General features: G+C 42.9%; 14 protein-coding genes. All 14 read right to left on the bottom strand.

The genetic code is table 11. The features are described from left to right. Positions 1 to 125: 125 nt before the first annotated feature. Positions 126 to 968, bottom strand: a complete 843-nt coding sequence (locus I2B62_RS09345) for a hypothetical protein (protein ID WP_195268698.1) — start codon at positions 966 to 968, stop codon at positions 126 to 128. A gap of 117 nt (positions 969 to 1085) precedes the next feature. Further along, on the bottom strand, positions 1086 to 1664 hold the full coding sequence (locus tag I2B62_RS09340) for a DegT/DnrJ/EryC1/StrS family aminotransferase (RefSeq protein ID WP_347707811.1): 579 nt from the start codon (positions 1662 to 1664) through the stop codon (positions 1086 to 1088). A 41-nt stretch (positions 1665 to 1705) separates the two neighbouring features. Further along, the gene (locus I2B62_RS09335; protein ID WP_195268697.1) at positions 1706 to 2920 is read right to left on the bottom strand and encodes an acyl-CoA reductase; all 1215 of its coding nucleotides are present in this window, start codon (positions 2918 to 2920) and stop codon (positions 1706 to 1708) included. Beyond that, entirely contained in the window at positions 2895 to 3989 is a 1095-nt protein-coding gene (locus tag I2B62_RS09330) for an acyl-protein synthetase (protein WP_195268696.1), read from the bottom strand. Before I2B62_RS09330 ends, I2B62_RS09335 begins: the two co-directional genes overlap by 26 nt. After that, on the bottom strand, positions 3986 to 4936 hold the full coding sequence (locus tag I2B62_RS09325) for an L-lactate dehydrogenase (protein ID WP_195268695.1): 951 nt from the start codon (positions 4934 to 4936) through the stop codon (positions 3986 to 3988). Before I2B62_RS09325 ends, I2B62_RS09330 begins: the two co-directional genes overlap by 4 nt. A gap of 23 nt (positions 4937 to 4959) precedes the next feature. Then, positions 4960 to 6378, bottom strand: coding sequence for an AMP-binding protein (locus tag I2B62_RS09320; RefSeq protein ID WP_243259471.1), 1419 nt, complete (start codon positions 6376 to 6378; stop codon positions 4960 to 4962). Further along, positions 6362 to 6598: an acyl carrier protein gene (locus I2B62_RS09315; protein ID WP_195268694.1), complete on the bottom strand. Its 237-nt coding sequence runs from the start codon at positions 6596 to 6598 to the stop codon at positions 6362 to 6364. The genes I2B62_RS09320 and I2B62_RS09315 overlap by 17 nt, the downstream gene beginning before the upstream one ends. After that, positions 6591 to 7574 (bottom strand): transketolase C-terminal domain-containing protein, encoded by a 984-nt coding sequence (locus I2B62_RS09310; RefSeq protein WP_195268693.1) that lies wholly within the window; start codon positions 7572 to 7574, stop codon positions 6591 to 6593. The genes I2B62_RS09315 and I2B62_RS09310 overlap by 8 nt, the downstream gene beginning before the upstream one ends. Further along, positions 7567 to 8406: a transketolase gene (locus I2B62_RS09305; RefSeq protein ID WP_195268692.1), complete on the bottom strand. Its 840-nt coding sequence runs from the start codon at positions 8404 to 8406 to the stop codon at positions 7567 to 7569. The genes I2B62_RS09310 and I2B62_RS09305 overlap by 8 nt, the downstream gene beginning before the upstream one ends. Next, positions 8403 to 9146 carry an SDR family oxidoreductase gene (locus I2B62_RS09300; RefSeq protein WP_195268691.1) on the bottom strand — a complete coding sequence of 248 codons (744 nt, stop codon included), beginning with the start codon at positions 9144 to 9146 and terminating at the stop codon, positions 8403 to 8405. Before I2B62_RS09300 ends, I2B62_RS09305 begins: the two co-directional genes overlap by 4 nt. 12 nt (positions 9147 to 9158) lie before the next feature. Continuing rightward, positions 9159 to 9905, bottom strand: coding sequence for an SDR family NAD(P)-dependent oxidoreductase (locus I2B62_RS09295; RefSeq protein ID WP_195268690.1), 747 nt, complete (start codon positions 9903 to 9905; stop codon positions 9159 to 9161). A 9-nt stretch (positions 9906 to 9914) separates the two neighbouring features. After that, complete coding sequence (locus I2B62_RS09290) at positions 9915 to 10571, bottom strand: acetyltransferase (protein ID WP_195268689.1); 657 nt, start codon at positions 10569 to 10571, stop codon at positions 9915 to 9917. An 87-nt stretch (positions 10572 to 10658) separates the two neighbouring features. Then, entirely contained in the window at positions 10659 to 11768 is a 1110-nt protein-coding gene (locus I2B62_RS09285; RefSeq protein ID WP_195268688.1) for a DegT/DnrJ/EryC1/StrS family aminotransferase, read from the bottom strand. Beyond that, entirely contained in the window at positions 11758 to 13230 is a 1473-nt protein-coding gene (locus tag I2B62_RS09280) for a lipopolysaccharide biosynthesis protein (protein ID WP_195268687.1), read from the bottom strand. The genes I2B62_RS09285 and I2B62_RS09280 overlap by 11 nt, the downstream gene beginning before the upstream one ends. Positions 13231 to 13233 lie beyond the last annotated feature (3 nt).

The following is a 13233-nucleotide window of genomic DNA, read 5'->3' as shown; positions in this document are numbered from 1 at the left end:
AATCAGTACCTCCTTGTTTATTATTAACGCCGCGGTTGTAACGCTGACGTTGGGATTATTATATTCCCGTTTTAACCTCGAAACCATGCACTCCACGTTGGATTTTACTATTCCGGGATCAAATTTTACCAGCAGGGGTCCCCGTTTTCATCCGAGCACAGCCGCCGCAGCCGGCTGTACCAGTTTTTGACCGGCTCCTGCTCGTCCGGGCGCCTTACCTGTTCCTTCACCCAGACCACCATTTCCTCCAGCCGGCGCTGCCGCCGGTCCTTCCGGCTGGGCTTCTCTCCCCTGCGCGGCCCAGGGCGCATATCCTGGGGGATCACCCGCTCCGATAAGGGGCCGGACAGCCTGGCCTTCACATGGCCGACCATTTTCTGAAAATCCTGTTTGACGGCCTCAGCCTGCTCCTCACTGAAATAAACCTCCACCTCCCCGTACTTTTTGTCAAAGCCCTCGCTGATCAAGGCCTCATAGACCTCCGAGGCGTACTGATGCCTCTTTACCATGGGTTCGGGCAGGATCCGCTGGCAGTACTGGGCGCTGAAGGCCTCGTCCAGGGCCCGCCGCTCCTGGCAGTCCGGGCACAGCAGCACCGGCACCAGAAAAATATGAATACGGTCCATCAGGTTGATGAGAACGCGGATGGCAAACCCGTTTTTGTTCAGCCGCCGTCCGCATTTTTCGGCATCTCCGGTTTCCCCAGGTTTATGAGGACGTTTCCAATCCAGCCCGGACTTCTTTGCTCCCAGTACATCCGACGCCCAGTCAATGGTGTTTTCACAGAAAAAATCCTTCAAAAGCCTGGTCCGGCTGACCCCCGGCGAATAACCGAACCGCCTTTTAATATCTGTGAGCAGCGCCTTTAAAACCCTGCTCCTGGTCTTCTCAAAGGCCGTGCCAAAATCCTCGTTCTCCTCGATCAGAACCTCCAGTTCAAATGTGCCCGGCTCCGCGCACCTCGACATAAAATCCTCCTTTTCTCTGCCCGGGAATAAAAAAACAACCGGCACGCAAAGCTTTTAACGCTTCGCGTACCGGTTGATTGGGATGTGTCCCGGAAACCATGGGTTGTTGTGGGGTGATTAGATTTGTTTTTTTATTTCAGAGGCTACCATGTCGATTGCTTCCTCTGTCAGGTAGGGGTGCATGGGCAGCGCCAGTACTCGCCCGCAGAGCCGCTCGGTCACCCGACAGCTGCCTTTGATAAAGGGCGTATCCTTAAAAGCGGTCTGCTCATGCATGGGCTTAGGATAATAGATCATGGTCGGAATCCCCTGCTCCTTAAGCGTCGCCTGCAGCGCGTCACGCTGGCTGGCTGATGACAGCATGATGGTGTACTGGGCCCAGCTGGATAAAAAGCCCTCGGAAATACCTGGTGTTTTGACCACGCCGCTCAGTGCCTGGGTGTACTGGGCTGCCGCATGATTCACGGCCTCCAGCTCAGTATCGGCAAAGGCCTTGAGCTTGACCTGAAGGATGGCGGCCTGGAGGGTGTCCAGCCGGGAGTTGACGCCGATGCGCACATTGTCATACTTAAAGCTGCCCTTGCCGTGAATCTTGTAGGAATTGATGAGGGCTGCCAGCTCTGCGTCGTCGGTAAAAACAGCGCCACCGTCGCCGTAGCAGCCTAAGGGCTTGGCCGGGAAAAAGGAGGTGGTGATATTAGGTTTTCAGGTCTCTGAATTGCATGGGTTACCTCTGTTTACTTAACAATCCGCGATAAACACCGTATCAAATCATATCCATCCCAAACCAGTTCAAAGTCCATGGTCTTCCCCATGGGCACTACACGGTCAATTCCTTTTGGTTTGTACTCAAAGATGAAATCCATCAGTTTTTCTTTTAGAGGTCCATAGTAAGATAAGGTTTGACACGGGCTCTGATTACAGATTGGCAGCATTTCTTCGAGTTTTTGAATGACACATTCCATAAAGTAGCCTGAATGGTTTCGGTATTGCATCAAATCTGCTTCAACCTGATCGATTTGTATTCGAATAAGCCGGTTATCTTTGGTTTCCATCACCTGTGTGTTTTCATGGGTGGCTGCCAGTTCCATTAGGCTGGTGCGTTTGCCGACGGCCTGTACGGGCTGGATAGTGTAGTCTGCCTTGACTTTCTGATACAGCTGCTCCCAGAAGATTTCTCGGGCTTTATGGCTTTCTTGTCCTATCCAGAAAACAATTCTTGGCGATGTGCAGGCATTCTGATCGGTCAGATAAGTATCGTTATAAAAAGCACCGGCGATGGCTGATTTATTGTCGGCTTGTAAATAGGCCTGGGCATCAATCACTGCCAAGGAGTACCGGTCTGCAAAGGTAATCTCTGTGGCTCTTGGCTTCAGCGGTGCCCTGCGGATGGTCTTTATGGTCTGGTCGCCGCCCCAGATGATGCGGGTATCACAAACACTGGAAAAAAGGTTGGTGATGGTGTCCTGGTGTCCGTATTGAACCAATAAAAAGTAAGGCTTAAACGAACGGTGTTTTTCGTCTTCCAGGGTTTGGGCGATAGCCTGAATGAGTATTTCAACCTGCTCAAAGGACTTTGAAGGCAGGCGTACAATATTCGCATTGCCTGCCAATAGACCAACCACCATGGAGTAGGCAAAATTTACGGGAACATTGGACGGTGCGATATGAAAGGCTATTCCCCGTCCTAAAGATTGTTCCAAAGGGTCATAGGGTTTTTTTAAGGTTTCAATGGAGGCTCTTCGGCACCAGAAACCAAAGGTCATCACATCGGGATAGGCTTTGGCTGCTTTATTTTTTAAAATATTTCGCGATAAGTCATTCAAAAAGTTCATGATTCGTTCATCAAATATCTTTAATGGCGGCGCTTTAAGCATTTCCTTCAGTGTGTCTGAATCGCCAATGCTGTATAAAATATCGGTGGCTTTAAATGGTTCTAAATTGTTCTGCATAGGTATCACTGCACCCCCTGACTTCGGCGTTTTTTAATCGACCATGGATTTTAAAATATTTTCCTTTTCTCCCGCAGGGGCAGTCATCCTCGCCTAAGATGACGCCTTCATCCTCGGTTAAGAGGCAATGTCCCGGGTAGGATCTGGGCAGCATTGAAACCACCTCGATAATACCGGTCTCTTCGAGGGAACATTTTGAAAAATCAAGAGCGTTTCGTGTAATGACATCGGAAAATACACTGGCGTGCAAGTGTCCGGCTTCGCACTCCATATAGATGCACCCGGTCTGCTCGACCATGCCGTAGTAATCATGAACATCCTTTAAGCCGCAGACGGCTTCTAAACGCGCTTTAAACTGTTCGGCTGTCACGGCTTCATTTATGAGCTTTTTCCAGCCTCCGCCATGGATAAGAATGCCCTTCGACAAATCAATTGGATACTCAGGATGCTTTTGGAGCTCTTTATAAAAATGCTGCCAGATCATAAAGGTAAAGCCAAACAGCAAGATGGGTTTGCCCTGATGCTGTTCTAAAAAGGCCTGTATGCCCTCGATATCGAGGGTCATATCATCCTTTAAGGCGTAGGCTTTTTTTGAACCGAAGAGTGAAAAGCCTAAAATCCCGGCGCCTCTAGCGGAAAACAGGGCCCGGTTTTTGACCACGGAAGGACAGTCGATGATCAGCATGGGCATTCTAGCTGTGCCGGTGAAGCTTGAGACAATTTTGACCAGTGTCTTCTGCTGTAAGCTGGCAGTTTCCCGATCGAGGTAGATTTTGGACACAGCCTGTCCGGTAGTTCCCGAGGAGGTCATGGTTTTGAAGATGTCTTTTTCTTCAATGCTTCTCAGTGTCAAGGTTTTAAAAAGGCTCACGGGCAGAAAGGGAATGTCCTCATAGTCTGTGATCGCATGGGGATCAAACTGCATGGCATCAAGCATCCGGCGATAAGCTTCGCACTGTCGATAGTGGTGCTGGGTCAGTTCGCTTTGCACCGTGGTCATCAGCTTGTGCTTTTGAGCTTTGTCAAGCCCATAGGGCTCAGTTTTTAGTAGAGCTTCGTAATCAATCATTTTTTGTCCTCATTTATCTTTTGTGCCTGATTTTTTAAGTGTTCTGCACTTTCCCGAAATTGGTTTATTTCATCAGATGTCCATTGCTCAACCAGTCTTTTTTGAACACCGTTGCCATCAATAATAGAAGGAACACTCAACGCAATACCGCTGACGCCATACTCACCTTTCAGCACACTCGAAACGCATGAAACGGTTGCCCGACGATTTAATATCGCATCTGCCAAGGCGCACACACAGGTTGCGATGCCGTAATGTGTGCGACCTTTATCGGCGATAATGGTCGCTCCCATCTGCCTTACGCGCTCCTGAATGTTCTCCTTGATAGCGTGATTCCAGATAATGCCTGTATTCGCACAATATTCCTCAATGGGTTCTCCTGCCACTGAAAAGCGGCTCCAGACAGGCACCTGTCCCTCACCATGTTCTCCAGCAATAAAGCCACGGATGGTTTCTGTTTTTAAGCCAACATAATCGGCTACCTGGCTCAGCAATCGGGAAGTATCTAATAAGCACCCGGTACTAAAGACACGACCTTCCGGAATCTTTAAGTAATTAGTGACAAAAGTGGTAATGATATCCACTGGATTCGTGATCATCATGATAACGCTGTTCGTGTAATAGGGCTGTATCTGATCACAGACTTTTTTGACAATTTGAAGGTTTTCATCAACTAAGTCCAGTCTTGTTTCGCCTGGTCGCCTATTACGACCAGCAGTGATAATGATCAGATGACAGTTTTTGCAATCTTGGTAATCTCCTTCGCGTATATAAGCAGTTCCCATGAAGGAAATTCCATGTCGAATATCCAAAGCTTCACCCTGCGCGACTTTTTTATTTTGGTCAATTAAAATAATTTCATCGGCTAAATCTTTCATTGTGAGGGCGTAAGCGATGGAGGCCCCCGTGAAGCCTGCGCCAATAATGGCAACTTTTCGGTTGATCATTTTAAACCTCTTTATCAAATGATTTATTCTGGTAAATTTTTATACAGGGTCTTTCCGGCTTCATTTTTGGGGATTGTATCTATGGCTTTAACGGTGAATGCTGAAAAATGCAGGCCTGTTTTCTCGCTGACATATTGTTTTACCGATTCGGTCTCGGCTTCGTTGGTGATGAATATTTTCATATGATCATCGACGCCGCTACAGGCACAATCTAAATTTTCAAAGGCTGTTTTGATCATACGCTCGGTTTCATCGAGATTGACACGGTTGCCAAAAATTTTGACAAAGCGTTTTTTACGGCCGACGATATAGTAATAGCCTTCATCATCTTTCTTGGCCATATCGCCTGTAATCAACACGCCTTTTCGCTCATCCCCCCTGATTAAATCCTCGCCGCGCTCGGCATAGCCCAGGGTAACGTTAGGGCCTTCATATACCAGCTCGCCTACTTTTTCGGCTTCGTCAAAGGATTTTCCGTCTATGTCGATGAGGGAAAACTTTCCGCCGGGAATAGCAACGCCCATGCTGCCATATTTTCTAAGGGCTTCCTGATAGGGCAGGTAGGACATGCGTGCGGTGGCTTCAGTCTGGCCGTACATGACGTAAAAGCGCCGGTTAGTGGCTTGGGCATATTCGGCAAATTCTTTGTGGAGTTCGGGAGATAGCTTGCCGCCAGCCTGGGTCATGGTTTTAAGGCTTGGTAAATCCATTCTGAAAAAACGCAGCCGTTTAAGCATTTCATAGTTATAGGGAACCCCAGCGATGGAGGTTGCCTCCTGCTCTTTAAAAAACTGCCAGAATTCTTTCTGCATGAAGCTTTTGGTGGTCATTAAAAGGGTTGCGCCTTTTAACAGATGGCTGTTAATGATGGACAGACCGTAGGTGTAATTCATGGGCAGACTGGTGATGGGGCGTTCTGCTTCGGTCAGCTCAAGGTACTCGGCAATGGATTCGGCGTTGGCCTGTATATTTTGGGCGCTCTGACGCACCAGCTTGGGACTGCCGGTGGAGCCGGAGGTGGTGAGTAGCAATGCCAGCGCATCGTTAAGCGGATAGGGTGCGAGATGCGTTTTTAAAAGCACATAGCCTCTGCTACGCCATACTTCGGTATTGTTCTGATGGACTTTCTGTTTTAGAAAGCTTTCTTTCATGGCTTCAGGCAGCCAGAGATAGCTGGGATGGTATAGCGCGATCAGCTGCTCTAAAAGCTCGGCGTCCATTCCGCTGTCCAAAAGCAACGGCACGATTTTATTTTCTAAAAATCCGACATACCCTGCCAGTGAGCCGATGGTGTTTTCGCACAGGGAAAAGACTAAGGCTCTTTCGGGTATTTGGGTGTGCATTTCTTGGGCAAAGCTCTTAAGCTCGGCATAGGTTATGGTTTCACCGGTTTCGGATATGGCGGCATGCTTATTGAGATAGGGGTTAAAATTCCACATCATACTTTCCTAAAATCTCTTTCCCTTTCTCATAAGAACTCAAATCGATGATGTCGTCGGTATCCATCATGATGTCGAAGGCTTCCTCGAGTTCTGCGATTAGAGCCATGTGCCCAACAGAATCCCAAGCTGCAATAGACTGATACTCCAAGCCGTTTAAGTCTTCTTCACCAACACCAAATGTTTTTACAAAAGCTTCTTTGTATAAATCTAAATTATTCATCTCTATTTACCTCTTTGTATTTTTTATTTATTTTTTCAGCAATTGAATCTGCTGATAATCCACAAAAATTAACTAAATATTGATAACTCCCTGCCTTAGGATAGTTATTTTCTACTCCAATGGTCAATTGCATAGGATGCTTGGCGATCTTGCTGAGTGTTTCAGAAACGACACTTCCAAGGCCTCCAATGACACTATGCTCTTCAATCGTTACGATCATTTTTTTTGAACAGGCTCGTTCAATGGCTTCTGTATCAAATGGTTTAATAGTATGTACATCTTCAACGGCTGCACTGATCCCTTGTTTTTTTAAAATTTCTGATGCTTTCAGTGCTTCGTTGACCATGCTGCCTGTTGCAAAAATTGTGAGATCATCCCCATTGCTTAAGGGAATGGTTTTTCCAATTTCGATCTCATAATCTTTTTTATAAATGATTGGTGCGTTCATCACGCCAGTTAACCGCAGATATACAGGTCCCTTAATTTCAAGGGCTTTTTGTGTCATTTTGACTGTTTCTGTGCAATCCGCTGGGGACAAAATAGTTATATTTGGTATTGCTCGAATGGATGCTATATCTTCTAATCCATAATGTGTCACACCAAACATTCCCATGGCAAATCCAGCTCCTAAACCAACAATCTTAACATTTTCTTTCATATATCCCATAAAATGTCTCATTTGTTCACATGACCTTAGGGATGCAAAATTAGAAAAAGTAGTTGCAAATGGGATATATGACATTGAGGCCATCCCCGCGGCAATACCGACCATATTTTGTTCAGCGATTCCTACATTAATACAGCGGTTGGGATAGCTGTTTTTAAATCGATCTAGCCCTGATGTCGTACAAAGATCGGCTGATAAGGCAATGATTTCCGGATGACTCTGTGCCAGCTCATTTAAAGCAACGCCAAATGCGCCTCTTGAACCCAAAATTGACCACATTCTTATTGCTGAAGATTTATATTCAATCATAGCCAATTTCTCCTTTTTCAAGTTCATCCATCGCCTGCTTATATTGTTCTTCCGTTAGTTTGTTATGGTGCCACTCTTTGTTGTTTTCCATAAAACTAACACCTTTTCCTTTTACGGTATTGGCAATGATTACTAATGGTTTATCATGAATCTGTGTTTCAAATATATTCATCAGTTCTTCAACATTATGTCCATCACACTCTGCTACTTGCCAGCCAAAGCTTGTCCATATCGGTTTATAATCAATGGGTAAAATGTTTTTTCTGAAACCGTCGGATTGCATATTGTTATAGTCAATGATCGCAACCAGATTGGTTAGTTTATGACTACCGGCAAACATGGCACTTTCCCACACAGTTCCTTCGTTGATTTCACCATCACCCATTAATACATAAGTCTTGGATGACAATTCTTTCATATAAGTAGCCAAAGCGATTCCCACACCATAAGAGAGGCCTAATCCCAAACTTCCACCTGAAAATTCAATGCCTAATTGGATATTTTTACTCGGCTGACCTGGTAAATCTCCCCCATCATCTTCAAAAGTAAAAAGTTTTTCTTTTGAAATAATCCTTGCTTCATAGAGCGCCGTGTAAAATCCCAACGCTCCATGTCCCTTGCTCAAGATAAAACGGTCACGTCCTTCCCATTCGGGCATATCTTCTTTAACGTTTAAGATATTGGTATAGAGAGCCGCCATTATTTCCACAATTGAGAGTGCAGGTGCAAGATGTGCACCGTTGCTGCCTCCTTTCAAAGCAAGTTTTAAAATATTTTCCCGCATATTTTTTGCTGCGATTTTTCCTTTTAAAACTGCTTCTTCACTGATCATTTTAATCCCCCATCGACCCGAATTACTTGTCCGGTAATATAACTCGATAGATCGGAGGCCAGAAAGACGGCAGTATTCGCTATTTCACTTGGCTTACCACCACGCCGCAAATCTGCTGAGTTTTTTGAAGCTTCGACTACTTCTTCTGGCATTGTACTGAGCATTTCTGTTTCTGTTATTCCCGGTGCGATACAATTAGCTCTGATTCCCTGTTCTCCCAACTCCTCTGCAATGGAATTAGTCATACAAATGACAGCGGCTTTTGTCGCGCCATAGACCGATTTTCCAGGGTTCCCATCTATAGCAGCTGAAGATGCAATATTTACAATGTTTCCATGCTTTTGACGAACCATCAACTTAGAGATGTATTGGGTAAATAAAAACATTGAAAAGAAATTGACCTCAAACTGTTCTCTTAGGTTTTCTTCTGAAGACATTTGGAACAATGCGTTATAGGTAATGCCGGCATTGTTAACCAAAACATCAATTGTACGCTTTGCAGATCGAATTTTTTTTACAGCTTCTTTCATTTCCTGACCGTTTTTCAAGTCAAAATAGATTGGCCATATCTCTACACCATATTTTTCTGAAACTTCTCGCATTTCTTTTTCAAAGACTTCATTCTCTTTTCTTGCATGTGCCCAAACATTAGCACCGTTGCTGGCAAAAGCTTCGACCATTGCACGTCCAATGCCTCTGTTCGTTCCTGTAATGATTACATTTTTATTTTCAAGTAACATCTTCATAACCTCCTAACATCCAATTCCGCCGTCAACTCTTATGACTTGTCCTGTCACAAAGCTTGATAAATCGGACGCTAAATATAATATGGCTTTCGCGACTTCTTCAGGTAACCCTAAACGATGAATATTACTTCGCTTCATCTGTCGTTCAAGCGCTTCTTCGGGCAAATTCTTTGTCATGTCTGTTTCGATTACTCCAGGGGCTATGGCGTTAACCCTTATGCCTTTAGGGCCTAATTCTTGAGAAATCGTCTTTGTTGCCGCAATTAGAGCTGCTTTTGATGAAGCATATGCCAATTGTCCTAAATTTCCATCAATTCCTGAGATGCTTGAAATATTAATAACACTTCCTTTACCATGACGTAACATTAATTTAGTCATGTATTGGGTTAATAATATCTGTGAAAAAAAGTTTACCTGAAATGTTTTTTCAAGCTGGTCCATTGTAACCATATGGAACAACGCATCAAGATTCATCCCCGCGACATTGACTAAAACGTCAATAGGCTTTTTCTGTTTTTGTATTGTTTTAACACCATTTTTGACGGCTTCATTATCCATTAAATCAAAATAGACGGGCGTAATTTCCACACCATGCTCTTTTTCCATTTCACCGATATAGCTCGTGAAAGCCGCATCTTCATTTTGGCAGCAAGCAAAAACATTTGCTCCATTTTTTACAAACAGTTCTAAGGTGGCTAAACCGATTCCCTGCAAACAACCTGTAATCACTGCTGTTTTTCCTTTTAGTAACATTTGTATCTCCTATTTAAACACTTTTTTTTCTTCATTTTTTCTCATGGGGCGTGCTGGATTCCCCAGCGCGATTATGCTGTCTGGTATATTTTTAAAAACTGCTGAACCCATTCCAATAATGGTGTCATATCCTATACATATATTTTCTTTAATCGGTACATTCATTCCTATATAGGTGTTTTTCTCAATTTTGCAATTTCCAGCAACAGTAACACCACTTGAGATGACACAATTACTCTGTATCGTACAATCATGACCAACATTCACACCTGGCTGAATTAAAATGTTATCCCCAATTTTTAAATCACATGAAACAAAAACATTTTGACAAATAATTGTCCCTTCACCGATTTCGACAGATTCATCAATATATACGCTTGGATGACACAATGTGGCAATTTGCAAATTTCGTTCTTTTAGTTTTAAAAATATTTTTTCTCTTAACGATGGTTCACCTACTGCTACAACAAATTCAATGCTGTCTTCATTACTTTGGGATAATGTGTCTTCTAATTTGACGACTGAAATATCCTTTATTTTTCTGTCTGGATTAAAATCATCAATAAAAAGATAATCATCCCAACGATGATCTTTTTGATTAATCTGCCGAGCTAGCATTAAAACTTCTCTGCCTAACCCGCCGGCACCATAAATTGCTAAAACCATTCTTCCTCCTTATAATTTTTATATCTCTTTATATTTGACATAACTAGCCAAAATATATAAGTGAATTTTATATTTAAAACTACTAAATCAATTTTTTTTCACAATAATTCGGCATATTTCATCAACCATTGTAATTGGTAAGTCTGCATATAATGGCAATGTTACCACTTCATCGGCAACTTTTTTTGCAATGGGCGTCGCCTTTGACGAATAAATTGAACGATAGCATTCATAATCATTAATTAAAGGATAAAAATATTTACGAACAAATATATTTTCTTTAGCCAGTTCATCAGCCACTTGATTTCGAGACTTTCCAAAGACTTCTTTGTCAAAAATCACAGGAAAATAAGCATAATTAGTCTTTACGCCCTGCTGTTTGAGATTTAATTTAATCCCAGGGATATTTTCCAAATGTTCTCGATAGCGTTCCACTACCTTTTTTCTTTTCTCAATTTCTTTGTCAACATGGCGCAAATTACAAATCCCCATAGCGGCCTGAAACTCGTTCATTTTGGCATTGGTACCAATATCTTCTACATTTATTGGTGATGTAATCCCAAAATTTTTAAGGTTATAAAGCAAGTCTTTTAAGCCTGCATCACGGTATGTCAGCGCACCGCCTTCAATGGTATTGAATACCTTAGTCGCATGAAAACTAAACATTGAAACATCACCGAAATTTCCAATTCCCTCGCCGTTCACTTCCACACCAAAAGCATGAGCCGCGTCATAGACAACTTTTAAGTGGTGCTTTTTAGCGATAGTTTCAATAGCCTCTATATTACAGACATTGCCGTAGACATGGACTGGAATGATGGCTGTGGTGTGGCGTGTAATCAGGCTTTCTATTTTCTGAGGATCAAGGGTATAGGTGTCCGGGTCAATATCACAAAACACCGGTCTTAATCCATTATCAGCAATGGCATGGGTGGTTGACGCAAATGAGAAGGGCGTTGTAATAACTTCACCGCTTAAACGCAATGCCTTAATTGCGATAAAAAGGGATAAATGTCCATTACAAAAAAGTGACACATTCGGAACCTTTAAATAGCTTTCCAATTGTTGTTCAAAATTTTGGTGCACTGGACCCATGTTAGTTAACCATGCACTTTCAAAAATCGGCTTTATTTCCTCTACATATTCTTCTAAATCCGGCAAGGATGACCGGGTAACCAATACGGGTTTATGCTGCATGTTTACGTTCCTTTCTTGACCTCAGTCCTGATTTAATCGTATTTAACAAATAGGTGAAGCATTCCAGTTTCAGCAACCAAGCTGCTGTGATATAAAAAACAGTGCCTGTGGTTATCTGTATGATCAGCGTTGCCCAGGTGCCTAAGTGCAGTAAGAAAACAGAGAAACAGAGGGCGCACATGATAAGGGATAATACGAGTGATGGCAGGGTATCTTTGACTTGTTCAAAATAACTGTAATTTAAAAGCTTTCTATTTGGCCATGCGTTGATCGCTGCACTGACAAAGGATGTGCAGCAGCTGCCAATAAGCATGGCATAAATCCCCAATGGTACTGTAAAAAAAAGCACTGCAATATTAATAGCTTTTTTGATGACCTCCAGTTTCAAAAAAACATCACTTCGGCCAACAGCATTAATGGCCTGCAAGTTCGCTGTATGGATAGGCCATAAAGCATAAATAATGCAGGATAATTGCATAAAAGGCACACTCGGCAACCATTTTTCTGTGAGTAAAATAATGGTGATCGGTTCTGAACACGCCGCTAAGCCTGCCATCATTGGAAAAACTAAAAAGCTACTAGTGACAATTGACCGTCTTACCAGTTGTTTTAGCCGCGGACGATTGTCCTGATATTCCGCAAAAGCAGGGAACAAAACCCCTTGAATCGAGCCGTTTATATTATTCACTAATACACTTGGTATTTGATAACCTCGATTATAGTAACCCAAATTCGCTTGACTATAGACCTTACCAATAATCAAGGGATAAATGTTATTATAGAGTGTATCAATCAAACCAGAGCATAATAATCGAGACCCAAACTTAAAAAGCTGGCGAACATTATTTAATTTAAAGACGCGTTTCGGACGCCACTTTACAACAAACCATAAAATGATAGATGTGACTAGCGCATTGATAAGCTGCTGAAAGACCAAAGCCCAGACGCCGACACCTAAACAGGCAAAGAAAATGCCAAAAACTCCTGAAATTGTAATAGCCCCTAAACTAGCGTAGAATAACTTTTTAAACTGCATATTCTTTTGCAGTACCGCATTCTGTACAACGTTAAAAGCATTAAATAAAAGCATCAAAGACTGTACCCTTAGTACCGGTATTAATATCTCCATTTGATAAAAACTGGAGATTGCCGGTGCTGCTATAAACAAAATACCGATCATGACTAGAGAGATCAGGATATTTAAATAGAAAACAGATGAGTAATCTTCCTCTGTTGTATCCTTTTTTTGGATTAGCGCGCTGCCAAGGCCACTTTGGACAAAGACATTGGCTACATTAATAAATACGATTATTAATCCAGTAATACCATAATCGGATGGGGTTAACAAACGTGCTAAAACAATTTGTAATACGAATTGGATCCCCTGGACTCCTCCACGTTCCAAAAATTTCCATATTAAATTTTTAATAATTTTTCCTTTAACAATCTGTTTATTTTCCATATA

This window comes from Eubacterium sp. 1001713B170207_170306_E7 (assembly GCF_015547515.1).
Taxonomy (GTDB): Bacteria; Bacillota; Clostridia; order Eubacteriales; family Eubacteriaceae; genus Eubacterium.
The sequence above is the reverse complement of the archived record's forward strand: the minus strand, read 5'-3'. Positions and strand labels throughout refer to the sequence as shown.

Excerpts from the sequence above, each read along its gene's own strand:
- I2B62_RS09310 (WP_195268693.1), bottom strand. The coding sequence starts at position 7,574 with ATGATTGAATATAAATCTTCAGCAATAAGAATGTGGTCAATTTTGGGT.
- I2B62_RS09345 (WP_195268698.1), bottom strand. The coding sequence starts at position 968 with ATGTCGAGGTGCGCGGAGCCGGGCACATTTGAACTGGAGGTTCTGATC.
- I2B62_RS09285 (WP_195268688.1), bottom strand. The coding sequence starts at position 11,768 with ATGCAGCATAAACCCGTATTGGTTACCCGGTCATCCTTGCCGGATTTA.
- I2B62_RS09300 (WP_195268691.1), bottom strand. The coding sequence starts at position 9,146 with ATGTTACTTGAAAATAAAAATGTAATCATTACAGGAACGAACAGAGGC.
- I2B62_RS09325 (WP_195268695.1), bottom strand. The coding sequence starts at position 4,936 with ATGATCAACCGAAAAGTTGCCATTATTGGCGCAGGCTTCACGGGGGCC.
- I2B62_RS09305 (WP_195268692.1), bottom strand. The coding sequence starts at position 8,406 with ATGATCAGTGAAGAAGCAGTTTTAAAAGGAAAAATCGCAGCAAAAAAT.
- I2B62_RS09280 (WP_195268687.1), bottom strand. The coding sequence starts at position 13,230 with ATGGAAAATAAACAGATTGTTAAAGGAAAAATTATTAAAAATTTAATA.
- I2B62_RS09295 (WP_195268690.1), bottom strand. The coding sequence starts at position 9,905 with ATGTTACTAAAAGGAAAAACAGCAGTGATTACAGGTTGTTTGCAGGGA.
- I2B62_RS09315 (WP_195268694.1), bottom strand. The coding sequence starts at position 6,598 with ATGAATAATTTAGATTTATACAAAGAAGCTTTTGTAAAAACATTTGGT.
- I2B62_RS09320 (WP_243259471.1), bottom strand. The coding sequence starts at position 6,378 with ATGATGTGGAATTTTAACCCCTATCTCAATAAGCATGCCGCCATATCC.
- I2B62_RS09290 (WP_195268689.1), bottom strand. The coding sequence starts at position 10,571 with ATGGTTTTAGCAATTTATGGTGCCGGCGGGTTAGGCAGAGAAGTTTTA.
- I2B62_RS09330 (WP_195268696.1), bottom strand. The coding sequence starts at position 3,989 with ATGATTGATTACGAAGCTCTACTAAAAACTGAGCCCTATGGGCTTGAC.
- I2B62_RS09335 (WP_195268697.1), bottom strand. The coding sequence starts at position 2,920 with ATGCAGAACAATTTAGAACCATTTAAAGCCACCGATATTTTATACAGC.